Below are 21792 nucleotides of genomic sequence, written 5' to 3'. Positions count from 1 at the left end.
GTCGTTTAGAACGTGCCGCTGAGCTTGCGGGTGACGTCGGCCAGCGACCGGTCGCCGCCCACGTTGCCGGCAAAGACGACGTACGGGATCCCCTTGGCAGGCCCGTCCACCGGCTCCCACAGGGACACAATTCCGGGGAGCATGGGGCCGCGCACCATGGCGTGGCGGATTTCCAGTCCATGCGCGGCCACGTCAGAGGAGGTGATGCCGCCCTTGGCGATGACGAAGCGCGGGGGCGCTGTCTTGAGGACCCTGTTGACCACCTCGACGACGGCGGCCGAGACGGTGCGGGCAATTTTCAGGCTGGCCGCGGGGTCGCCGGCCTTGACGAGCAGGCGGCTGGTGTGGACGATGACGTCGCCCGTCGCCAGGGCCGCGGCGACCTCAGCGGCGACGTCGCAGATGTGGGCGCCGCCGTCGTCGGTCAGCAGCGCTTCCACGTCGATCGCGACGATGCACGCCGAGCGGTGCGCGTCCGTGAGGGCCTTGAGCTGGCGGGTGGTGACACCGACGTGTGAGCCGACCACGATCAGACCGCCGCGGGCGGAGCCGGTGTCGGCGCGCTCCGCGGGGAAGATGTCCGCGGACTCGAGCGGCTCACGGATCTCCTGGCCGATCCGGGCGCGGACAAAGGGCGGGCCCACCCGGTAGATCAGGGTCTTTCCGCGGCGTTCGGACTCTTCCAGGCCCAGTGCCAGGACGCGCAGGTCGTTTTCGGTGACGGCGTCCACCACAATCGGCGTGGAGCCGGAGGCCGCATCCAGGGCGTCCGCGATGGCGGTGGCGCCGGCGTCGGGCGTGCCGCGGCGGATCAGCTGGAGGTCCACGGTGATGACGCGGGAGGCGGGGACGCGGCCGCCGGACTTCTCCTCCACGTAGTCCGCCAGCGAGGAATGGCTGAAGCCGAAGCTGGCGTCCCTGGCGAACTCGGTCTCGGCCACGGGAAGGAGCGTCCCGCCGCCGCCGCGGGCGTAGTGGATGCCGCCCACGGTGATGCGGCCGGCGTCGGGGAAGGCCGGGACGATGACCACCCCGTCCACGATCTCGCCGGCCTCCGCGGCCAGCGTTGCCGCAATGGTGTCCGGCTCCAGGGGGAAGTGTCCGCGGAGGGTGGAGTCGCTGCGGCTGACGAATCCCAGCGAAATGCCGGCGGCGCGGGCTGCGGCGAGGGCGTTGACCACTACCTCCCGGTTGCGGGCCTCCGCCTCGGCAGGGTCCAGGCTGCGGGTGTTGGTCAGGACATAGACGGCCCTGGCCGCCACGCCGTCGATCCGGTGCCCGAAAACCCAGTCGAAGTCAGACACTTCCCAGCGGGTCAGGACGGGGAGGCCGGACACGGACTGCGTTCCGGTGGGGTCGTCGTCGAGGACAATGAGCACCCGGTTCGAGGCGGCGGACTGGGCTGCCACCAGGCCGGCGGGCACGGCGACCTCGGCGGGGTAGGCGGCCAGAAGCTCGGATTCCAGGGTCATTTCCTCATGCCTCCTCCTGGGCCTCGTTTTGGTAAGATGTCTGACATCTAACATTTGACTGCCATTGTGGCACAAGGCACACGGGCTGTGCAAGCGGAAGGCGGCTCACAGCGTGAAGGCCCCTAAACTGGAGCAACATCAACGCGGAGGAGGGCAGACATGGCGCGCAAGTCGCTGACCGAAATGGTGGCGGATGACCTGCTGGACCGGATCGTCGCCGGCGAGTTCCCTCCCGATGCACTCGTTCCTGGTGAGCTGGAACTGAGTTCCCAGCACGACGTGAGCCGCATGACGGTCCGCGAGGCGATGAAGACCCTCGAGGCCCAGCGCATCCTCCGCGTGGAGCGCGGCCGGGGCACGTTCGTGAACCCATTGCGCAGCTGGGGTTCACTGCATGCGGTGCTCCGCGCCGTCTCCGAGGGCGAGGACGACGACGCCGTGGCCATCCAACTCATCGAGCTGCGGCGCATGCTCGAGACGGGTGCGTGCGAACTGGCGGCCACCCGCATCTCCGCGACGGACCTTGACCTGCTGGCCGGCCAGGTGGAGCAGATGCGGGCGGCCCACACGGCCAATGACGTGACCGCCTTCGTGGAATCGGACCTGGCCTTTCACGACATCATCCTGCACGCCTCGGGCAACATATTCGTGGCAGTCCTGTTCGAGCCGCTGCACCGCATCCTGGAAAGCCGCCGTGCGGAAACGTCCCGGGTCCCCGAGATCCAGGCGAACGCGATTGCCATGCACGAGTCCATCCTCGAAGCGCTCGCAGCGCGGGAACCCGAGCCGGCCCGGGTGGCCATGGACAACCACATGACCCAGACCCGGGAGGACCTGCAGCGATACGTCCTCCAGGCCCCTAAATCGTGATCCGCTGTGCCCCGACCACCTTGACGATGAAGACGTGGAATTCCTGCAGCCATCTGCGCAGGAACTCCGCCGTGGCCGGGACGGGGACGTTGCCGCCGTCGGCTTCTTCGCAAACGAGTTGCTGCCCCAGGGACGGGACCCCCAGTCGATGGCGTTCTTCAGCACGCCGGGCACGCTGCGGTTGATGGAATCCGAGGCCAGGCTGCCAACAAAAACGCCCACTTTGTAGCTCATGGCCTCTCGCCTTGCCCGTCGGAAATGTAGGGCCGGTCCCCCTGTATGCCCGCGTCACGTGCGGCGTCCATGGCCCGCCACCCGTGCCTTGAGGCACGACGCCGGGTGCCCGGCCGGGGCGGTCGTCCTGCCTGCCACTGGCGCTGGGAGCGCGCTGGTGGTGGACTGGGAGCATGGCTGGAAGTGTGAGTTCGAACAGGCCGGCGGATGCCGCCGGCGGTCCCGGGGGCGGGCATTCGGACGGCTCCCGTGCCGCACGGGCCCCTCGCCGCGGCCCGGGCGGGACGCCGTCGCGTGGCGTGCAGCCCGGCCGCGGCGCTGGGCACCAGGCCTCGCTGTGGCTCTCGACCCCGTGGGTCGCGATCCTGCTTGTCACCGGCGTGTTCCACCTGTACCGCGGGGTGCCCGTGGACGCACTGGTCTTCCTGTCCGCGGGTGCGGTCCTGGCCATCGACACCGCCGTGCGGCACGCCCGGGGCCGCCGCCCGGGCCGCGGGGCGGTGGAACTGCGTGCCGCCCGCACGCTCCCGCGCTGGTTTTGGGCCGCAGCTGCCGCCGCTGTCGGCGCCCTGTCCCTGGCCGTGGTGGTCCTGGCACCCGCAAGCAGCACGGGGATTCCGGCCGTCGTGGGCCTGGTGGGGGCGGCCATGCTGCTCGTCGCCTGGCCTGACCCTCCCCGGCCGCCCGGGCGCCCCGCAGCCCGGGTGAGGCGGGCCGCGTACTGGTGGGCCGGCGTCGTGTTTTTCCTGTGCATTTGGGAGCTGGGAACGTATTTCATCGACAGGTTTTCCCCGGGCGGGGAAGCCGTGTTCCCGCCGTTGACGGACCTGCTGCAGCCCTTGTTCGACAGTGATTCCAGCCGATGGTTCATGACGGCCTTGTGGCTGGTGGCGTGCGGAACGCTGCTGCGGGTGGTGCGGCGCCCATGATCTATGTGCTGGTGGTGGCCGGGTATGCGCTGGTCCCGGTGGCGGGGATCGCCCTGGTGGTGGCGTCGCGCGTGCGGCCGGCGGCGCTTGCCGGCCTGGGCGAACTGCTGGGCCGCGTGTTTGTGACGCGGGCCGCCCGCATCACGCTGCTGTTGTTTGTGTGGTGGCTGGGCTGGCATTTCCTGGTCGGGTGACCGGCATGGGACGGGATTAGCCTGCACGTGTGACGGGTGGCACGATTGAGGCATGCACGATTTTTGGCAGTTCGCCGGCAGTTACTGGTGGTTGGCGTTCCCTTTGGCGGGAATCATTGGCGGCTGGGGCCGCGGCCTCTCCACGGCGTCCGAGCGGCGGCACCGGCGCCGGGTCGAACTGTACAAGCTCCGGCACCCGGAGGCCGCGGGGCTGCCGCCGGTCCCGCAGGCCTCCCTCGCCATGGACCCTGACGCCTTCACCGAGGGCGACGTCGCCAAGGTCATGGACGCGCACGACGCCGTCAACCGCCGCTGGCTCGACTACGAGCTCGACGTCGGCAAGCTGATCGACTTCCCCATGATGACGGACGTCCGCGAACCCCTCACAGTGGCGTTCCTGCGGGCCAAGCGCGACGCCGATGCGCTGCGTCCCGTGGCCGCCGCAGAGGTCACGTCCAAGTCCCGGTGGGATGACTACCGCAACGCCGTCAACGCCTATGACGTGGCGTTCGACGTGGCGGAAAAGGAGGCCCGGCGCGTGAAGGACACGGCCTTCAGCGAGCCGGAGCGCCAGCGCCTGGGAACGGCCCGCAAGCTGGTCAACATTGCCGAAAATGAGGCCGCCAGCCCGGCAGAGCGGCAATCGGCCTTCAGGCGGGCCCGCAAGGAACTGGACGGAATCATCGTGCTGCCGGACGTCACGCTCGCGGCCTTGGAACAAAAAGTGGCGCGGATGATCAACCGTTCCAGCTAATCCGGGCCTCCGGCACTATGTTTAAGGAACAGCTGGCCGCAAAGTGAGGACTTGACCATGGCACGCACCATCGTGATTACCGGCGCCAGCGACGGCATCGGGGCGGCCGCGGCCAAGATGCTGGCCTATCCGGGGGACCGGCTGGTGGTGGTGGGCCGCTCGCCGCAAAAGACCAGGGCGATTGCCGAGGAGCTTGAGGCGGACAGCTTCATCACGGACTTCACGGACCTGTCCCAGGTGCGGGAGCTGGCGGCCGGCCTTGCCGAAAAGTATCCGCGCATTGACGTGCTGGCCAACAACGCCGGCGGCATCATGGCGGGGCGCGAGCTGACGGTGGACGGCCACGAGAAAACGTTCCAGGTGAACCACCTGGCACCGTTCCTGCTGACCACGCTGCTGATCGAGGGCCTCGTCGCGAGCCGGGCCACGGTCATCAACACCTCCAGCCGCGCCAACCGGTTCATGGCCAGATTCGACATTGACGACCTTGACGCCGCGAAGAAGTACTCCGCCAACACCGCCTACGGCAACGCGAAGCTGTGCAACATCCTCTTCACCCGCGAGCTGCAGCGCCGCTACGGCGACCACGGCATTTCCGCCGCGGCCTTCCACCCGGGCGTGGTGGCGAGCGGCTTTTCGGCAGAATCGAACCCGATTAACAAGTTGGCGTACGGCACCCTGGCGCGGCGGTTCATGCTTTCGCCGGCGCAGGGCGCTGACACCCTGGTCTGGCTGGCCACGTCCGTGCCGGGCGGGGACTGGACGCCCGGCGAGTACTACGCCAAGCGCAAGGTGGCCAAGGCGAATCCGCTGGCGTACCGCCCCGAGCTGGCCGAGAGCCTGTGGGAGCAAAGCGCGGCGATGGTGGCCGTCTAAAGGCGCCCGCCGGCGTGGATCCCTTCCGCGAGCTGGCGGACCAGCCAGGGGCTGAACACGAACGGCGCGGCGGCCACGGCCTCCTCCAGGTCCGCGATGTCCGACCACGCCCAGTCACAGACCTCGTCGGGATTCGGCGAGATCGCGTCCCCGCCCAAGTGCACGGCGGTGAAGACCGGGCAGATCTCGTTCTCCACGATGCCCGAGGCATCCACGGCCCGGTAGCGGAAGTCGGGAAGCACCGGGCGGATGTCGCCCACCTCCAGGTTAAGTTCGACGCCGGCCCGCCGCCTCACAGCGTCCTCAAGCGTTTCGCCGGGGGCCGGGTGTCCGCAAAACGAGTTGGTCCAGACCCCGGGCCAGGTCAGCTTTGAGAGTGCCCGGCGGGTGAGCAGGGTCCGCCCGGCGCCGTCCACCAGGTGACAGGAGAAGGCCAGGTGAAGGGGCGTGTTGTCGCCGTGCACCAGCGACTTGTCCGCCGTGCCGATCTCGGTGCCGTCGTCGTCCAGCAGCCGGACCAGCTCGATGGGGGATGACATGGCGGGACGCCTTTCGGTCGGGGCTGTCCAACAAGCTTAGGGCTTCACGTCGTCGTGCGGCACAACCTCGTGCAGCTCGAAGCCGCCCGACTTCAGCTTCCAGTAGTGCAGCCGCAGCGCCGCCGCCGTCCCCTGCTCCACATACAGCCGCCAGCACGCGTCCTCGCCGCGCATGCGGGCCGGCGCGTGGGCGCCCTCGTTTTCGCGCAGGAAGTGCGGCTTGCGGTTGCGCAGCGGCCCCTCGCGGTTCGCCACCAGGTCCACCACGGCACGCAGCGCCTTGGCCCGCTGCGGCGCCGGCAGCACGTCCAGGGAGGCCAGAAAGTACGGCCCCACGGTGAAGGCGCCCAGCGGCTCGGCGTCCTTGTCCACGGCGGGAACCGTCCTGGCCCACTCGTTGTAGAGCTCAAAGCGGAACTGGTCCCGAGGGTCGGCGAACAGCGCGGCCGGGGCGGAATCCGATTTGGAAGCGGCCTGCCGCAGCACCTTCTTGGCCCCCCGCAGCTTGGAGTTGGTGCGGGCCAGTTCCGCCTTCAGCGCCTCCACCTGCTGCAGCGCGTCGGTTCGGAGACGGGCCTCCTCATCGGCCTTCCTGCGCTCGGCATCGTATTTGTCCTGCCAGATCCGGGCCATCTTGTCCGTGGCCCCGCGCTTGTCGGCAGCGGCCAGCAGCACCTCAATCGTGTGCCGCGCGGCCTCCAGCTCCATCTGCGTCGACTGCAACGCCGTCCGCCGCTCGGACGCCGACAGCGCCGGCCCCTCGACGCCGGGCACGACGCCGGACCCGTCGCCGACCCCCTGCATCCCGCCGGCCGGACCGGCCGGCATGCCGGCGGCCGGCGTCCCGGCCGGCGGTGCAAAGATGCTCGCGTACGGACGGTCCGGGTCGAGCCACGGCGGGCCGCCGGCGACCAGGGCCGGGGCCGGGACGTGGGGGTCGTCGTCGTCCACGTCCAGCATGGAGAGCATCACGGCGCCGTTCTCGTACAGCACCCGCACGCGGACCACCTCGCCCTCGGTGAGCAGGTCCTCGGCGGCATCGAGTCCGTTGGAGGAAATGCTCCCGATCCCGATCCGGAAGTCCGCGTCGGGCCACAGCGTGACCACGGCGTAGCTGGCGCGGGCCGACTTGACCCTTGCCAGGGCCACGTCGCCCGGGCGGTACACCGTGACGGGCGATCCCGGCCGCTGCAGCAGCGCATGGATGTCCAGCGTGTGGGCGTCGGCGTCCAGGAGGCCGGTGACCTGCTGCCCGCGCGTGAGCAGCCAGTCCAGCGGCACGCCGGGCAGCAGGTCCTCGGCGCGGATGGTGGCCCGCCCTCCCGTGGCGGCCAGCGTGACCAGGGCCCGGCTGTTGTCCTCGCCGGCAAAGCCGTCGACCGTGCCCGTGGCGGTGGTCGCGGCCGGTTTCGGGGCCGCCGGCTGGCCGCGGGCGCCGGACACCCGGGAGCTGGGAAGGCCTGCGGGGCGGTCGTGGGAGCCGCGAGCCTCCGCGGCAAGGTCCTCCGTGAGCCGGGCCAGGTTCGTGAAGCGGTGCACCAGCCGTGGTCCTGGCGTTGCCTGCGGCCAGTCGGGTCCCGTCGGATAAAAGCGCGCGCCGGTGCCGTAGATTTCCAGGCCGTCCGGAAGGCCCTCCTGCAGTCGGCGAGTTTCAATGCCGTTTTCCAGCTCATACACGTCCGCCACGCCATCAAGGAGCCGGGCCAAGGCGGCGGCGTCAATGCGCCTGGAACCGGAGTCGCCCGTGTAGGTGACGACCACGGCTCCGACGGTCCTCGTGTCACTGGCCAGGTAGCGGGCCAGCGCGGCGCCCGGAAGGTGGTGGACGGGCGCGGGGCGGGCGGGTGGCTCGGGCGCAACGTCGGAGCTGGTCTTGTGCCGCTTTCGTTGCGAAGGCATCCCGGCTCCTCTCGCCACAGTCCACCGGCCCGGCTGTCGTGTCAGCCAGAATACCCCGGGCCGGGCGGACGGGGCGGCAATTCGGCACGGGGACACGGGGGTGCCATGCGCCGACTATCCATCGATCCGCCGGCTAAATGACCCTGCCCGGCGTCCCAAACGGCGTGTCGGGCGGCATGGGTGGTTCGGGCGCATCGGGGTGCGGGGGATCCAGCGGGTCGGGCGGGATTGGCGGGGAAGTGGGTCCCGTGGGGTCCGTCGGCCGGTTCGGGTCCACCGGCTGCGTGGGGTCCGGCGGGATTGGCGGCTGGCCGGGCGTCGGGGGCTGGGGGTCGGGAATCGATGAAGTGCTGCGCTGGGACATGGCCCGGGTTCCTTCCTTACAGGTGGTGGCCGCGTCAACTGCACCGTGGCAAGGCGACTGCGGCCTGCTTTTCTTCACACTACGCGAGGGGCCCGCATGGCGGAACCCGGTCCCGCGTCGCTGAGGATGACGTTTCGGATTATTGAGCCCGATTTTATCGGCCTCAATAATCCGAAACGTCATCCTGCGCAGTTTCGACGTCGCTGGCTGCCGGCTCAGGGACGGTCGGGGTCCTTTTCCCCGGCCAGCCTCTCCGCGTGTTCGTTCATTTCCGCTATGTCCGGGGTGACCATTTCGGAATAGACCTCGGCCAGGGGATCGGCGTCCGGGATGTCGTGGGTCAGGTCCGCGTTGTCGCGGTCAGGATGCTTGCTCATGGAGTCAGGATAGCCCGGCTTCCGGCCCGGGTGCACGGCGGGCACGCCGCCTGTCCGGGCGCCGGCCCGCAACCAAATTTCACGCTTGGGCGTCGGGCTCGGCCGCGGCTGCCGGTGCGTCCAGGTCTTCCTGCTGCCACGGGTGGAGGAAACCGCAGTCCTCCGCCGCGGGGATCAGCGGCAAGTCCGTCAGCTGTGTCATGGTGTCCCCTTTTCCCGCTGTGCCCACCGGTGTGTGATGGTTGCATCAGGCAAAAGCAGGGTCCGACATCGGGCGGCGGGAGTTACAAAAATTTCGCAAAAGCGCCCCTTGACAAGACCGGAGTTACAAAACTTTCGCGCGCCGGGTTGACGGCGCCCGGCGCAGCTGGTCTGATTCTCGGCAATGGGCCGGGCACCAATGACGAGGACGGGGACAGCCATGATGTTGAGGGGAACCACCTGGGGCGATCTGCGCGCCATCCGGGCGGAGCTGGAGCTGACGCCGGGGGAAATGTCCTCGATCGACCACCTCGGAGATCCGGACGTCCTGGCTGACTCGTTGGACAAGCTGGATGACGAACCGTATTTCCGCTGGGACCCGCGCGAGGATTACGTGCCCGGGCCGGTTGAGTACTTTCTGACCGCGGCGCGCGGCCATGCCGTCAGCCTGGCCAAGCGTGATTCGGTGCGGGGAACGGTGGAGTTCCGGCACGACGGCGGCTGGGTTGCCGACGTGCCACTCGACCCGCCGGTTGTCGGGGTCATCCACGTGACGAAGGGTGCCGTCCGGATCTGGGACCAGTTCGACGGCCAGGCGTCGGTGCGTGCCTTCGCGAATGCGAACCTGGACCAGCCGTACGAGCGATAGGCGGCGCCGGGGCGTGCCCGCCGGCTACGCCTTTGCGATCGCCTCCTTCAGCGCCCCCAGCACCAGCACCACGGAGGCCGGGTTCGCGTTTGGTCCCATCATGCCGATGCGCCACACCGTGGAGGCGAATTCGCCGGCACCGGCGCCGATCTCCAGGCTGAAGTTCTCCAGCAGATAGCTGCGGACGGCGGCGGAATCGACGCCGTGGGGGACGCGCACCGTGGTCAGGCTCGGCAGGCGGGAGTCCTCGGCCGCAAACAGTTCCAGCCCCATCTCCTGCAGGCCGTTTTGGAGCGCAAGTCCGGCGGCGGCGTGCCGTGCCTGGACGGCGTCGAGCCCTTCATTGAGGACCCTGCCCAGCGCGGCCTCGAGGCTGGCGATCATGGCGACCGGGGCCGTGTGGTGGTAGGTGCGCTTGCTGCCGCTGGCCGCGCCGGCGTAGCCGCCCAGCAGGCCGATGTCCAGGTACCACGACTGGGGGTCCTTCACGCGGCGCTCGAATGCGGCGTCGGAAATGGTGAAGGGGGCCAGGCCCGGCGCCACGCCCAGGCACTTCTGCGTGCCGGCGTAGCCGACGTCGATGCCCCAGTCGTCGGCGAGCAGTTCCAGGCCGCCGATGGAGGTGACGGCGTCGGTGATGAGCAGGGCGTCACCCTTGAGCTGGCCCAGCGCGGCGATGTCGGAGAGCACGCCGGTGGATGTTTCGGCATGGACGGCGGCGATGACCTTGGGGCTCGGGTGGGCGGCGGCGACGCGCTCGGGGTCGATCGGCCGGCCCCATTCGTGGTCCACGCGCACCACCTCGGCGCCGGCACGCCGGGCGATCTCGCACATGCGCTCGCCAAAGAGCCCGTTGACCGCGATCACGGCCACATCGCCCTTCTCCACCGTGTTCACGAACGCGGCCTCCATGCCGGCCGAGCCCGTGCCGCTCAGGGGCAGTGTGCGGGCGTTTCCGGTGCCCCAGACCTGGCGGAGGCCCTCGCAGGCGCGGTCCAGGATCTCGATGAACAGCGGGTCAAGGTGCCCCAGGACCGGGTGGCCCAGCGCGGCGATGGCCTCTGGGTAGCAGTTGCTGGGGCCGGGCCCGAACAGGTGGCGGTATGTGAGGGTCTCGGTCATGGGGCGTTCCTTTGTGTCGGGGGCGTTGCTGCCAGCATAGGCCGCAGCCGGGCCGCCGCCGTGACGGCGAGGACCGCCACCACTCCCACAAGGGCCGTGACAGCGGCCGGCGTGGAGTGCAGGTCCCCGCCGAGGCGGGCTGCAGCCACCCAGGCAAGGCCCCAGCACAGCGACAATGACGGTGCGAGGCGCCCCTGGCCGTAGAGGGCCAGGGCAACGCCGACGGCGGCGGCCACCAGCAGCACGGCGCCCGCCCAGGCATTCGGGTCGATCCCGAAGCCGTCAAAGCCTGCCGCCACCAGCACCGCGGCCACGTTGGCCGCCGTCGCGACACACACCCAGCCCAGATAGAGGCCCATCGTGCCGTCGGTGACCACTGCGTCGAGGACTCCCAGGGGCTCGCTGCGCCGCAACAGCACAAAGATCCAGGCCAGCACGGCCAGCAGGGCGACGATGATGGGAATGCTGAGCCAGCAGGTCAAACTGGATGCTGAGGATCCAGGCCGCATTCAGCAGGAGGGAGGCCGCCGCCGGGTAGCCGAGCGACCGGTGGCGGGCCGCCGTCCGCTGGGCGGGGAGGAACTGCCACACCGCATAGGCCACCAGCCCGAGGTAGATCACGCTCCAGATCGCGAACGCCGGACCGCCGGGGGCAATCAAGGTGGCATCGGCGGCCAGGGCCCCGTTGGAGGCATCCTTGATTTCGGTGCCCCCCGCCGCCCCGGAGCCGATGAAGGATCCGGCCAAGGCAAGGACTGCGCTGGCTGCCACCACGATTTGGCGTGCCAGATCGTTGGATCGTGTCGGGCTGCCTGAAGTCCGTGGCATGGTTCCATCCCTCCGCTGAAAGTCCTGTCCCGGTACGAGGATCATACCGTCACGGTACGGCCGTGCCATCAGGGAACGGCCGCGAGCTGTTCCGCGAAGATCCGCGGCCTCTGCCGCGCCCAGACCAGCAGTCCGATGTAGGCGAGGTCGAACACGGAGCAGAGCAGGCCGATGCCGATGACAAAGAGGGAGCCACCGAGGAAGCCGAGCAGGATGGTGGGGGCGAGGGTGCCGATCCATTTCGCCACGGCGATCACCAGGCTCTGCCCGCGGGGCCCGCGCCGGGCAACGAACATGGCGATGAACAGCCCGGACATCAGCAGGTTCTGGAGGAACGCGCTGTACTGGGCGGCTCTCATGCCGGCCATGCCAAATTCGGCAATGAACAGCCCTTGGATGAGCAATGAGCTCGCAACGATCCCCACTCCCCACGCGATGAAAAGCAGCCGCGGAATGAATTTCGGGAACTCATTCCGCCCGAACCGGAAGAACGTGTACAGGATCACCACGTCAGTCAGGCCCCAGACCAGGTTCACGTAGGCCTGCACCTGCGGATCGTTGGCGAGGCCGTGCACGGCGTAGATCCATTCCCATGCAATGTTCAGGCCCAGGGCGGCGACCGGCATCGCATAGGTCTTGTACCGGAATCCGAGCCGGATGGCCTCAAGGTAGACGATTGTCCATGCGAGCCCGCTCAACAGGGTGAGGAAGAGGTTCATCATTGCTCCTACCGGTGCGGGTCCACCCAACACGTCGTACGAATGTACTGCAATAACCCCACCCGCTCAATGGTGTTGCGGGCGAAGGCGTGCCCGCCCCGGAAGCACGACGCCGGCACGCCAGTTTGTGCCTCCCTCACCCGGCGCCGTGCTCCACTCCCGCCAAAAAGCCGACGCTCCCGCACAAAGGTGCGGGAGCGTCGGGTAAAACGCCCCCGGTTGCAACCGAGCGTCGGTTTTAGCTGGGGGAGAAGGGCTTGGTCTTGTGGCCGGGCTGGGTGGGCTTGACCTTGTACTCCTGCCCGTTCATCCGGACCGTGATGTTGCCCTGGTTCGGGGCGCGGTCGGCCACCACCGTCACCGAGGTGACCTTGCCGCCAGCCCAGGTGCAGCCGACCTCGTAGCCGCCACGCGCGCGCAGGCCCGTGAACGAGCCGTCCTGCCACGCCGCGGGCAGGGCCGGGAGCAGGTGGATGGTGCCCGTGTGGCTTTGGATCAGCATTTCCGCCACGGCACCGGTGATGCCGAAGTTTCCGTCCATCTGGAACGGCGGGTGGTTGCAGATCAGGTTGGGCAGCGTATTGAAGCGCAGGAGCCCCCGGAGCATGAGGCGGGCGTGCTCGGCCTCGCCCAGCCGGGCAAACAGGGCGGCGCGCCACGGCCAGGTCCAGGACCGGCGGCTGTCGCCGGAGACCGTGGCCTCCGTGAAGGGCATGCCGTCCTTCTCCCCGCACCGGGCCTTCAGGGACACCAGGGCGGCCGCGGCAAAGTCGGGCGAGGCCGCCGGGGTGATCTGGCGGCCCGGGTACACCGCGAAGAGGTGCGAGGTGTGCCGGTGGATGTCCGTGGGGCTGTCCATGTCCTCCTGCCATTCCTGCAGCTGGCCCCACCTGCCGATCTTGTTCGGCGCCAGGCGGGACTGGAGGGAGGCCACCCGGGCCCGGTAGGCGGGGTCGTCCTTGGCGGCGTCCTCACAGTCGATGTAGTTCTGGAACAGGTCCCAGATGATCTGCTGGTCGTACATGACGCCGTTTTCGCGGGGGCCGTGCTCGGGGGACCAGCCGTTCGGGGAGACCAGCAGCCCGTTGGCGTCCTGCACCAGGCGGTCCTCCCAGAACTGGCAGACTTCCTTGAGCATGGGCAGGGCCGTCTTGCGCAGGTAATCCTTGTCCTGGCTGAAGGCCCAGTGCTCGTAGACGTGCTGGCCGTACCAGGCGCTCGCGACGGTGTTCCATTCCCAGGAGTTGCCGCCGAAGATGCTCTGGCTGGTCCGGGCCGTCCAGCCGCGCGTGTCCTTGCCGAACGCGTTGCGGGTGGCCGTCCGGGACGGCACGGCCACCTGGCCGATGAAGTCGATGAGCGGTTCGTGGGACTCGGAAAGGTTGGTGGTTTCCGCGCCCCAGTAGTTCATCTGGATGTTGATGTTGGTGTGGTAGTCGGAAGCCCAGGCCGGCGAGTTGCTGTCGTTCCACAGGCCCTGCAGGTTGGCGGGGAGGCCGCCGGGCCGGGAGGATCCGATGAGCAGGTAGCGGCCATAAGTGAACATGGCCTGTTCCAGCGAGGGGTCCTCCGCCCCGGCGCCATAGGCCGCAAGGCGCAGGTCCGTGGGCACCTGGGCAACGGGGTCCGGCGTCGTGCCCCAGTTGACGGAGACGCGGGACATGAGGGAGGCGACGTCGGCCTGGTGCCCGGCGCGGAGGTCCGGGTAGGTGCGGGCGGCGGCCGCGGCGAGGGCCTTGGCGATGCCCGGCCCGGGGTCGGCGCCGCGCCAGCCGGCGGCGGCGTCGAGCTTGTAGTTGGTGCGGGCGTCCAGGAGCAGCGTCATGGTGTGTGCGCCGGCGATGCGCAGGGAGGCGCCGTCGGCCGTGAGCGTGCCGTCCGTGTCCACGATCCGCAGGGTGGCGGCGTGCTTGAGCTGGTTGGCCATGGTGCCGGCGAAGGACAACGCGCCGGCGGCGGCGCTGGCCGTGGTCGGCGCGCCGTCCTGGCCGGAGGTCAGTGAAATGGTTCCCGTAAGCCCGCCGGCCCGCTCGGTCTCGTAGCGGAACACCATGACGTCGGCGGCCCGGCTGGCGAAGGCCTCCCGCATGACCCGGTTGCCGGCCGTGCCGAACTGCGTGACGTGGACACCCACCGCCGGATCCAGCGCCCGCCGGTACTCGGCCAGGGCGGAGGCCTTGCCCGAATCGAAGCCGGGGCCGGCCAGCCCCACGCCGGCAAGGCGCAGATTGGCGGCGCCGGCCGCACCGCGGAGGGTGAGCCGGTAGGAGCTGTACGCCTTGGTGCCGGCGAGCGTGAAGGTGCGCGTTTCCCCGCGCGAGGCGAACGGCGCGCCGGGCTGCCGGCTGTCCAGGGCGGTCCAGGCGAGGCGGTCGCTGGAGCCTTCCAGCGTCCAGGCGGTGGGGTCCTCCGCGGGGGTGTCCGCGGCGGAGGTGAGCGAGTAGGACGTCAGCGCCTGGCCCTTGCCGAGGTCTGCCTGCCAGACGACGCCGGCCCCGGGCTTGGGGGCCACCCACGCCGTCGCGGCGCTCCCGTCGAGCGTGCGCATGACGTCGGCGCCGCTGCCGTCGCCGTCGGCCTGGCCCGTGGGGGAGGAGAGGTAGAGCGCGGACTGGCCGCCGAAGCTGACGCCGCCCAGGGCGATCTCCGCGACCTGAAAGTGGCTGACGCCGGCCTTCGGGGTGAAGTCGAACCTGTACCAGCTGTTGGCGGCGGTGTTGGCGGCTGTGAAGTCCTTGGCCAGGAGGCGGCTCTCGAACGGCGCCGACAGGGTGCGGGTGTCCAGGGCCGTCCACTGCGCGCCGTCGTTGGAGCCGGAGAACGCCCACTGCTGGGGATCGCGGGCGGGGACGTCGTTGGCGCTGGTCAGGGTGTATTTGGAAACCACGACGGCGGACGGCAGCTTGGCCTGCCAGGTCACCGTGGGCGGCGGGCCGTCGATGCACCACTTGGTGGCCGGGTTGCCGTCAAGGGTGGCCGTGAAGGTTTCCGAGGCAGAGTTGTTGTAGGGGCCGCCCGGCGCAGTGACCACGGGCTGCCCGGCGAAGCCGACCACCAGCTCGCCGAAGGTCCGGTAGGAGCCGAACCCGGTCACGGAGGTGTCGTAGGCCCCATCGTCCAGCCCGGCCAGGGCGTTGTCGTAGTTGTTCAGCCCGCCCCACAGGCTCTGCTCGTTGAACTGGATGCGGTCCCGCGACGGGTCGCCGAAGAACATGGCCCCGAGCCGGCCGTTGCCGATGGGGAGCGCGCCGGACTGCCAGTCGGTGGCGGGCAGCTGGTACCAGAGGGCGTGGCTGGACAGCGCCGGGTGGGGGAGCAGGGCGACGGCGGGGAGGGCGGCCGGGGCGGCGCCGGCGGCTTGGCTCGCGGCGCCCGCCGGCCGGGAGATGAGCTGGGTGACCAGCGGGATCAGTGCCACCGCGCCCCCAAACTTGAGTAGCTGGCATCGATTGGGGCCTGCATAAGTCATGGATAACTCCTGAACTGCATTGGTCGGGTGTTAGCTTGCACGCATGCGCGGATATAGCGAATGGTATGCATAACGAAGTAAGCCTTACAGACCATACATCGGATGTCTATAGCCACCTGAGATCCGCGACACATTTTAGCTTTGGTGGCGGGCGGCCGGTTGGCGGCAGCCGGTCCAAGGTCCGCGGCCCCGGTCCGTCCTGCCAACGCAGGCGAACTGTCACAATGCATTGCAGATTCTGACAGATAAATATCTAATTGTCATCAGAGGCATTTGATTCTGACAGATAGGTCCCCATGGAGCCCCAGCCGCGACCCCGCGAACAGCGCCTTGATTTCGAGCAACACCAGGAAAATCCACCAACCACTGATGGTTCGTCGTGGCCACCGGGAGACTACGACACCCTGATCTGGGAGGGACGGGCGCAGATCATGGAGCAGAGCATGAGCTTCCGCAATCTCAGCGGCCAAACCTACCGGGCCTTCATCCCACCTTTCATTGCCGGTACCCGGTACCAGCCATCCAGCACCGCAGCGGCCTTGGCAGAGGAGTCAGCCATCGCGATCGCACGCTTCGACGAACGCTATGGGCAGCATCTTGCACCGTTCGCCACGCTCCTGTTGCGCAGCGAATCGGCGGCATCATCCAGGATCGAAAACCTCACGGCAAGTGCCAGGAGCCTGGGCGAAGCGGAGCTTGGCTCCACCAACAGGGTCAACGCCACCCAAGTCGTCCGCAATGTGCGGACGATGGAAACAGCCTTGGCGGCAGCCCATGACCTGGATCCGTCCTCTGTTTTGAAAATGCATGAATCACTGATGGCTGGGACCGCAGATGAGGATGTCGCCGGCCAGTGGCGCCAACAGCAGGTGTGGATTGGTACCAGCGTCGTTTCACCGATCGGCGCCACCTACATCGCACCGGCCCATGGACGTGTTCCGGAGCTCATGAATGATGTCATGGCCTACGCCCGCCGGACAGATGTTCCGGTCGTGGTCCAAGCCGCCGTCGCGCATGCCCAGTTCGAGACGATTCACCCGTTCACTGACGGCAACGGACGCACGGGTCGGGCCCTGATGCACGCCATGCTCAAGCACCGTGGCACGGCTTCCCGGGTGACGGTGCCAGTTTCATCGGGGTTGCTCGCCAATGTCAGGGGTTATCACGAGGCCTTGACTGCATACCGTGAGGGCGAACCCGACGCCATCATCACACAGTGCGCCGAGGCCTCGTTCCTGGCAATTGAGAACGGCACCACGCTGGCCGCTGACGTCTCAGCCATTGCAGCCTCCTGGCAGGAACTGGTTCTCGCCCGCAAGGATGCTGCGGTGTGGAGAGTCCTGGATCTGCTCGAGCGCCAACCGGTCGTCAACGCAGTCGCCTTGCAGGACAAGCTCGGGCTCGACTATCGGCGCGCCAAGCGCGCCATGGATGAACTGGAAAGCGTCGGCATTGTCGTCGGCGTCGACAAGTTCAAGCAGGGCAGGTTCTGGCGGGCTCCGGCCATGCTTGATGCTCTTGACGCTTTCGCGGACAGGTCAGGGCGCCGCGTCAAGCCGTAACGGTCGATGGCCCAAGCATGAACGGAAAGCCTTCCCTACCCCGCCACCGGCCCCGGCACGAAGAACGTGGTGGACGTGAGCCGCGTGCCGTTCAGCTGCACCACCCACTCGTAGCTTGACCCGGCGGACAGCGGCAGCCCGCCCGGAAATGCGAGCACCAGGTTTGAACTGCCCGGAAAGCCCATGGGCGGCCGCTGCTGGCCCGGCGCGGCCTTGTGCCGGAAGTCCACGTCCTGGTGGACCCGGACGGTGCCTTGCCCCTCGGGCCCGGCGAGCGTCACGGGCTGCCCGTCCGCGTCGACCAGGATCACTTCAACCGTGGCCTGCGCCGCCTCGACGGATGGAATGCTCACGGTGATGTTGGCGAACACGTAGAACGGCGCGGTCAGCCCGGTCCCGGGGTCGAACCCCAGGAACTGGATGCCGCCGCCAACAATGTTAACCTTGCCGGCGGCGTCAACGTTCACAAAGTCGGCGATCAGCACCGTCCCGCCGGCGGCGCTTGAAGTCAGTGTCACGCGGAAGCCTCCATAGTCATCAGCCCGTCCGGTGGCGCCCGGCGGCCCTTCCCCCAACTCTAGGCCCGGCCGGCCGGGCTGGATTTTCCTGAGGAACGACGCCGGCCGCGGCGCCTGCCGCTGGTGGCCCGCACCGCGGGAGGCGGTCCTTCCTGCCGAACCTCATGTCCGGCCGCAGCGCTCAACAATGCTGGCGTCATTCGGCGGAGGGTGTCCACCGCTGCGCCCGCGCCAGGGCGAGGTCCAGCTGGTTCCCGCCGGCGTGGCGAAGCTGTTCTGAGTCGCCGACCACCACCAGCAGGGTCCGCGCCCTCGACAACCCCACGTACAAGCGCTCTGCAGCGCGCTCAATGTCGCGGAAACCATCCACGCAGAGAATCACGACCGATCGCTCCAAGCCCTTGAACCCCAGGACGTGGCCGTAAAACTCGGCTTCGTTGGCATGGAATTCCCGCCAATACTCGTCGAGGGTGCCGTTCTCGAAGTGCTCCTGGTGGATCGGGTGGCGCGACTTGGTGGTCAGGAGGGCGATCTGGTTCTTGGCCCAGCCGTCCTCGATCAGGGCGTCAACGCAGTCGCTGGCCACGTCCATGGCGTCTTCTGGTGAGCATTCGACGCGCCGGACGGCCAGGCCCGTGCTGCCCCGGGGCGTGAACTTGTCCCCCGCGAAACCCTTGAACGTCTCTGCGATCTTCCTCGTGTTGCGCAGGTTGTCGTCAACGTGGATCGGGACCAGGTCCTGCAGGGCCGCTGCAGAACTCCAACGCTGGTACACATCCTGCCGGCCGTCCATGAAGGCGTAGAGTTCCGACGCGTCCGGCTCCTTGAGGCAGGCCCGCAGGGCGTCCCACCAGCTCGGCGCGAAGTCCTGGGCCTCGTCCACGATGATCGCGTCAAACTTGTCGCCAGGTGGCATGCCGTCGGCCAGTTCCTTGAGCAGCCGCGGCATTTCGACGTCAAAATAGTCCTGGCCTGCGCCTTCCGGCACGCCGAGTGAGAGCACGTACTCGTGGAACTCGCCGGTGAATGCGGGCCTGGCGCTCTTCCACCGGGCCACCTGAAGCTGGAAGTACATGCCCAGACCCTTGTTGTAGCAGAAAAGTCCCACCCGCTTGCCGTCCTTGCACAATTGCTTTGCCTTTTGCAGCGCGAGCCAGGTCTTGCCGCTTCCGGCACCACCCGTGAACCTGACCCGGGTGAGCGACCGCGTCGCAGCCAGCAATACCCCCTGCCGCTCCGTCAGCTGGTCCTGGTGGTCCTCCAGTTCGCCCTGTCCGGTTGCGGGCGTGTCGGGCTGGTCGAGATTTCCCTCGAGTCTCGGCACGATGCGTTCCAGGAACGACGGCGCCAAAGGTCCCGTCCCGCCGCCTTCGGACTCAATCGCGTGACGGATCAGCTCGGCCGGGTTCCTGCAGTCGTCCTGGTCAAGGATGAGGGCGCGGGGGTTGCCGGCCCTCACCCACTCAGTGGGGACCTTCGAGTAGGGGAACGCCGCCATGTAAACAAAGCGGCTGGTCAGGTGTGAGCCGAGTTGGTCTTGGAGCCATTCCTTGAAGGCGTGCATTGACCCTTGGGACTGCGCGAGCGGGTCCGGCAACTTCCGTTTCCCGTCGGGCCCGCCGGACTGAAACCACTGTCCGCGCTCATTGGTCACAAGCCCGCCCTTGACCTCGATCGCGGCGAGTCCGACGCCGGGCCACAGGACCAGAATGTCGATCTCATGTTCCGCCCGGCCATTGCGGACTTGCACCGAGTGCGCCAGGACAACGTCGTCCGGCAGCTCGGCCTTCAGGAGGTCCCACACCACCTTCTCGGCAAACTGGCCCTCGCTGAAATCGTGGTCTGGCGGGATGAGGCGCAACGGGGTTCCCTTCGACGAAATCAAAGACAAATCCAAGCTACCCGATTTGACATGCTGCCTTGGGCCGCCGGGCCGGGAATCGTTATTGGTTGACGGAGCCCAGCTGTCCCTGCTGGCTGAAGGTCTTCGGCATTGCGCGGGCTGCCTCCCGCAAGGTGTCCTGAAACCCGAGAATGGCGGGCGTGGGCTGGTGGCCCTTGAGCTGGCCCATGAGTATCCTGCGGACGGGCACCGGAGTTTGCGGGTCCAGTGGCACCAGCCGGACGTCATCACGCAGGTTTGTCAGGGACAGCCGTGGCGCCAGCGCAACGCCCAGGCCGGCCGCCACCATGGCCTGCGCCTCCTGGTAGTCGTGCGCGTCGTAGGCGATGTCCGGGGCAAACCCGGCCGCATGGCAGCTCCGGGTGAGCACGTCCGCCACGGGGTGCCCGTCGGCCCGGATGATCCAGCGCTCGCCGGCCATGGAGGAGAGCTTCACCGGACCGGTCCCGCCCACCTCGCTGCCGGCGGCCACCACCAGCACGGTGGGATCGTCCAGCAGCCGCTCGGTCTCGATTGCGTCGTCCTCGAACAGGCTCCAGTCGTATTCCCAAAACAGCGCGAGCTCCACGTCCCGCATCAGCAGCAGCTCCCGCAGCGGGTCCCGCAGGGCGCTCCTGACCGAGACGGCGATAGCCGGGTGCTGGCGGGAGAACTGCGTCAGGACCAGCGGCAGGATGGACGCGGATGCCGTCGGAAATGAACCGATCCGCACGGTTCCTGCATGGAGACCACTCAGCGCCTCCAGGTCGGATTCCGCACCGGCCAGCTCCCGCCGGATGGCGTGCGCCCGCGCCACCAGGGCGGCCCCGGCATCGGTCAGCACCACCCCGCGCGCGCGGCGTTCAAACAAGGTCTGGCCGGCCTCCGCCTCCAGGCGGCGCATCTGTTGCGACACTGCCGAGGTGGTGTACATCATCGCTTCTGCAGCCCCCGTCAGCGAGCCGTATTCAGCAATTTCGGCCAACAGGAAAAGGCGTCGAACATCAAGTTCCATTCCCTGACTGTAGCTCAAGTTAAGTCAGTTGTAGAATTTCCACATTGTGCTCAACTCTTGGTGGGTTCACAGTAGATATGACCGAGGCCACACAGGCGCCGTGCAGGCCTCGGACCAACAACTACTGTGAAACGAGTTCCAAGTGAGAATCCCAGCAACCCTGGTCAGGGGCGGAACAAGCAAGTGCTGGCTGTTTAACAGCCACGACGTCCCGGCGTCCAAGGACCAGATCGAATCGCTGCTGATTGATGCGTTCAACGCAGCAGACCCCAGGCAGATCGACGGCGTGGGCGGGGCAACATCCACCACGTCCAAGGCCGCCGTCGTTTCGCAAGGAGCGGAGCGAGGAGTCGACGTGGACTACCTTTTCGCCCAGGTCGGCATTGGTGACAGCCGGGTGGAATGGGGCAGCAACTGCGGCAACTGCGCCACAGCCATTGCCCTCTACGCGGTGAGCCACGGCCTGGTGCAAACCGCCAACGGAACCACCGTGGTGCGCATGCGAAACCTGAACACGGGCGCCCGGCTCGAGGCCGACGTTGACACCCCCGGTGGCACCCTGCCCGCGTTTGGCGACGCCAGGGTGCCCGGAACTCTGGCAACCGGGGTACCCGTGACACTGGCCTTCCTTGACGCCGGTGGTGGCACCACGGGTGCGATCCTTCCCACGGGCCGGGCGCAGGAACAACTGAACGTCGAGGGCCGCCAGTTCACTGTCTCCATGATTGACGCCGGGGCGCCCATGGTCCTGGTGGAAGCGGCAAGCTTGGGCCTGACCGGCAGCGAGTCGCTGGCCGAGATGTCGCAGCACGTCCCGCTGCTGACGAGCATTCGCAGTGCGGCGGCCGTGCAAATGGGTTTGCGGGAAGCAGATTCGCCCGTCGACCATTCGGTGCCCAAAGTCGGAGTGGTTGGAGCCGCAAGGGACTACATCACGGCAGGCGGCAAGAGCGTGGCCGCAACGGAGTACGACGTCGCCATCCGGACGCTCTCGATGCACGCACCGCACCCGGCCATTGGGCTGACGTCCGCCGTCGGCGTCACAACGGCGGCGATTACCCCCGGGACTGTGGTCCACGCCGCCATCGCAGGTAATCTTCAACCAGACTCCGACGGCGCCAGGCTCCTCCGCATAGGAACGGCAGCGGGCCCGATCGACACCACCATAGTTTCGGACCTGGCCACCGGCAGCACCCGGATCGGGCTCCAGCGGGCGGCCCGCATCATCAGTGAATCCATCCTCTTCACCCGTGAATTCACCCTTGAAGCCGCGGCAATCAGCGCCTAAAGGGCGCCCAAAAGACCTAAGACAAAGGAGT

At 68.1% G+C, this 21792-nt stretch carries 20 protein-coding genes and 1 pseudogene; 8 read left to right on the top strand and 13 right to left on the bottom strand.

The window, feature by feature from the left end; translation table 11 throughout:
• Nucleotides 1–5: 5 nt before the first annotated feature.
• On the bottom strand, nucleotides 6–1472 hold the full coding sequence (locus G6034_RS02275) for a four-carbon acid sugar kinase family protein (protein WP_176633477.1): 1467 nt from the start codon (nucleotides 1470–1472) through the stop codon (nucleotides 6–8).
• Between the two features lie 159 nt (nucleotides 1473–1631).
• Between G6034_RS02275 and G6034_RS02270 the strand changes: the two genes are divergently transcribed.
• On the top strand, nucleotides 1632–2342 hold the full coding sequence (locus G6034_RS02270) for a FadR/GntR family transcriptional regulator (RefSeq protein ID WP_176633476.1): 711 nt from the start codon (nucleotides 1632–1634) through the stop codon (nucleotides 2340–2342).
• 126 nt (nucleotides 2343–2468) lie between these two features.
• On the opposite strand, the pseudogene G6034_RS20235 reads toward G6034_RS02270, so the two are convergent.
• Nucleotides 2469–2576, bottom strand: a pseudogene (locus tag G6034_RS20235) (hypothetical protein); the annotation flags it as partial.
• 185 nt (nucleotides 2577–2761) lie between these two features.
• On the opposite strand from G6034_RS20235, the gene G6034_RS02260 reads away from it, so the two are divergent.
• The 4 genes from G6034_RS02260 to G6034_RS02245 are packed head-to-tail and all read left to right on the top strand — an operon-like array spanning nucleotide 2762 to nucleotide 5329.
• Nucleotides 2762–3505 (top strand): hypothetical protein, encoded by a 744-nt coding sequence (locus G6034_RS02260; protein WP_176633475.1) that lies wholly within the window; start codon nucleotides 2762–2764, stop codon nucleotides 3503–3505.
• Nucleotides 3502–3699: a DUF6186 family protein gene (locus tag G6034_RS02255; protein WP_176633474.1), complete on the top strand. Its 198-nt coding sequence runs from the start codon at nucleotides 3502–3504 to the stop codon at nucleotides 3697–3699. The genes G6034_RS02260 and G6034_RS02255 overlap by 4 nt, the downstream gene beginning before the upstream one ends.
• A 52-nt stretch (nucleotides 3700–3751) precedes the next feature.
• Nucleotides 3752–4453: a hypothetical protein gene (locus G6034_RS02250; protein ID WP_176633473.1), complete on the top strand. Its 702-nt coding sequence runs from the start codon at nucleotides 3752–3754 to the stop codon at nucleotides 4451–4453.
• 57 nt (nucleotides 4454–4510) lie between these two features.
• The gene (locus tag G6034_RS02245; RefSeq protein WP_176633472.1) at nucleotides 4511–5329 is read left to right on the top strand and encodes an SDR family NAD(P)-dependent oxidoreductase; all 819 of its coding nucleotides are present in this window, start codon (nucleotides 4511–4513) and stop codon (nucleotides 5327–5329) included.
• Here G6034_RS02245 and idi read toward each other — a convergent pair.
• The 4 genes from idi to G6034_RS20055 form a co-directional block, all read right to left on the bottom strand.
• Nucleotides 5326–5868, bottom strand: coding sequence for an isopentenyl-diphosphate Delta-isomerase (idi, locus tag G6034_RS02240; protein WP_176633471.1), 543 nt, complete (start codon nucleotides 5866–5868; stop codon nucleotides 5326–5328). The genes G6034_RS02245 and idi overlap by 4 nt on opposite strands.
• A 36-nt stretch (nucleotides 5869–5904) precedes the next feature.
• Complete coding sequence (locus G6034_RS02235) at nucleotides 5905–7767, bottom strand: S1 domain-containing protein (RefSeq protein WP_176633470.1); 1863 nt, start codon at nucleotides 7765–7767, stop codon at nucleotides 5905–5907.
• A 579-nt stretch (nucleotides 7768–8346) separates the two neighbouring features.
• Nucleotides 8347–8508, bottom strand: coding sequence for a hypothetical protein (locus G6034_RS02230; RefSeq protein WP_176633469.1), 162 nt, complete (start codon nucleotides 8506–8508; stop codon nucleotides 8347–8349).
• 79 nt (nucleotides 8509–8587) lie between these two features.
• Nucleotides 8588–8710, bottom strand: coding sequence for a hypothetical protein (locus G6034_RS20055; protein WP_281375368.1), 123 nt, complete (start codon nucleotides 8708–8710; stop codon nucleotides 8588–8590).
• Nucleotides 8711–8929: 219 nt separating this feature from the next.
• On the opposite strand from G6034_RS20055, the gene G6034_RS02225 reads away from it, so the two are divergent.
• Nucleotides 8930–9358, top strand: coding sequence for a hypothetical protein (locus G6034_RS02225; RefSeq protein WP_176633468.1), 429 nt, complete (start codon nucleotides 8930–8932; stop codon nucleotides 9356–9358).
• A gap of 24 nt (nucleotides 9359–9382) precedes the next feature.
• Here G6034_RS02225 and G6034_RS02220 read toward each other — a convergent pair whose 3' ends face one another.
• The 4 genes from G6034_RS02220 to G6034_RS02205 form a co-directional block, all read right to left on the bottom strand.
• Complete coding sequence (locus G6034_RS02220) at nucleotides 9383–10480, bottom strand: pyridoxal-phosphate-dependent aminotransferase family protein (RefSeq protein ID WP_176633467.1); 1098 nt, start codon at nucleotides 10478–10480, stop codon at nucleotides 9383–9385.
• Nucleotides 10477–10962, bottom strand: coding sequence for a hypothetical protein (locus tag G6034_RS19650; protein WP_246295229.1), 486 nt, complete (start codon nucleotides 10960–10962; stop codon nucleotides 10477–10479). The genes G6034_RS02220 and G6034_RS19650 overlap by 4 nt, the downstream gene beginning before the upstream one ends.
• 414 nt (nucleotides 10963–11376) lie before the next feature.
• Nucleotides 11377–12030, bottom strand: coding sequence for a transmembrane-type terpene cyclase (locus tag G6034_RS02210; RefSeq protein ID WP_246295228.1), 654 nt, complete (start codon nucleotides 12028–12030; stop codon nucleotides 11377–11379).
• A 235-nt stretch (nucleotides 12031–12265) separates the two neighbouring features.
• Complete coding sequence (locus tag G6034_RS02205; protein WP_176633466.1) at nucleotides 12266–15496, bottom strand: glycosyl hydrolase family 95 catalytic domain-containing protein; 3231 nt, start codon at nucleotides 15494–15496, stop codon at nucleotides 12266–12268.
• A 296-nt stretch (nucleotides 15497–15792) separates the two neighbouring features.
• Between G6034_RS02205 and G6034_RS02200 the strand changes: the two genes are divergently transcribed.
• Nucleotides 15793–17058, top strand: coding sequence for a Fic family protein (locus G6034_RS02200; protein WP_176633465.1), 1266 nt, complete (start codon nucleotides 15793–15795; stop codon nucleotides 17056–17058).
• 35 nt (nucleotides 17059–17093) lie between these two features.
• Here the strand turns inward: G6034_RS02200 and G6034_RS02195 are convergent, their stop codons facing one another.
• From G6034_RS02195 to G6034_RS02185, 3 genes are all read right to left on the bottom strand, one after another.
• Nucleotides 17094–17576: a hypothetical protein gene (locus tag G6034_RS02195; RefSeq protein WP_176633464.1), complete on the bottom strand. Its 483-nt coding sequence runs from the start codon at nucleotides 17574–17576 to the stop codon at nucleotides 17094–17096.
• A 196-nt stretch (nucleotides 17577–17772) separates the two neighbouring features.
• Nucleotides 17773–19461 (bottom strand): NERD domain-containing protein, encoded by a 1689-nt coding sequence (locus G6034_RS02190; RefSeq protein WP_246295227.1) that lies wholly within the window; start codon nucleotides 19459–19461, stop codon nucleotides 17773–17775.
• A gap of 58 nt (nucleotides 19462–19519) precedes the next feature.
• Entirely contained in the window at nucleotides 19520–20473 is a 954-nt protein-coding gene (locus G6034_RS02185; protein WP_176633463.1) for a LysR family transcriptional regulator, read from the bottom strand.
• A gap of 142 nt (nucleotides 20474–20615) precedes the next feature.
• Here G6034_RS02185 and G6034_RS02180 point away from each other — a divergent pair, with 142 nt between their 5' ends.
• Nucleotides 20616–21761 (top strand): PrpF domain-containing protein, encoded by a 1146-nt coding sequence (locus G6034_RS02180; protein WP_176633462.1) that lies wholly within the window; start codon nucleotides 20616–20618, stop codon nucleotides 21759–21761.
• Nucleotides 21762–21792: the final 31 nt, after the last annotated feature.

Source organism: Arthrobacter wenxiniae (assembly GCF_013376105.1).
Lineage (GTDB): Bacteria > Actinomycetota > Actinomycetes > Actinomycetales > Micrococcaceae > Specibacter > Specibacter wenxiniae.
The sequence above is the reverse complement of the archived record's forward strand: the minus strand, read 5'-3'. Positions and strand labels throughout refer to the sequence as shown.

Bases quoted from the DNA above. Each gene is read 5' to 3' on its own strand.
- G6034_RS02270 (WP_176633476.1), top strand. From the start codon at position 1,632: ATGGCGCGCAAGTCGCTGACCGAAATGGTGGCGGATGACCTGCTGGAC.
- G6034_RS02200 (WP_176633465.1), top strand. From the start codon at position 15,793: ATGGAGCCCCAGCCGCGACCCCGCGAACAGCGCCTTGATTTCGAGCAA.
- G6034_RS02250 (WP_176633473.1), top strand. From the start codon at position 3,752: ATGCACGATTTTTGGCAGTTCGCCGGCAGTTACTGGTGGTTGGCGTTC.
- G6034_RS02245 (WP_176633472.1), top strand. From the start codon at position 4,511: ATGGCACGCACCATCGTGATTACCGGCGCCAGCGACGGCATCGGGGCG.
- G6034_RS02185 (WP_176633463.1), bottom strand. From the start codon at position 20,473: ATGGAACTTGATGTTCGACGCCTTTTCCTGTTGGCCGAAATTGCTGAA.
- G6034_RS02225 (WP_176633468.1), top strand. From the start codon at position 8,930: ATGATGTTGAGGGGAACCACCTGGGGCGATCTGCGCGCCATCCGGGCG.
- G6034_RS02220 (WP_176633467.1), bottom strand. From the start codon at position 10,480: ATGACCGAGACCCTCACATACCGCCACCTGTTCGGGCCCGGCCCCAGC.
- G6034_RS02230 (WP_176633469.1), bottom strand. From the start codon at position 8,508: ATGAGCAAGCATCCTGACCGCGACAACGCGGACCTGACCCACGACATC.
- idi (WP_176633471.1), bottom strand. From the start codon at position 5,868: ATGTCATCCCCCATCGAGCTGGTCCGGCTGCTGGACGACGACGGCACC.
- G6034_RS02255 (WP_176633474.1), top strand. From the start codon at position 3,502: ATGATCTATGTGCTGGTGGTGGCCGGGTATGCGCTGGTCCCGGTGGCG.
- G6034_RS20055 (WP_281375368.1), bottom strand. From the start codon at position 8,710: ATGACACAGCTGACGGACTTGCCGCTGATCCCCGCGGCGGAGGACTGC.
- G6034_RS02235 (WP_176633470.1), bottom strand. From the start codon at position 7,767: ATGCCTTCGCAACGAAAGCGGCACAAGACCAGCTCCGACGTTGCGCCC.
- G6034_RS02205 (WP_176633466.1), bottom strand. From the start codon at position 15,496: ATGACTTATGCAGGCCCCAATCGATGCCAGCTACTCAAGTTTGGGGGC.
- G6034_RS02275 (WP_176633477.1), bottom strand. From the start codon at position 1,472: ATGACCCTGGAATCCGAGCTTCTGGCCGCCTACCCCGCCGAGGTCGCC.
- G6034_RS02210 (WP_246295228.1), bottom strand. From the start codon at position 12,030: ATGATGAACCTCTTCCTCACCCTGTTGAGCGGGCTCGCATGGACAATC.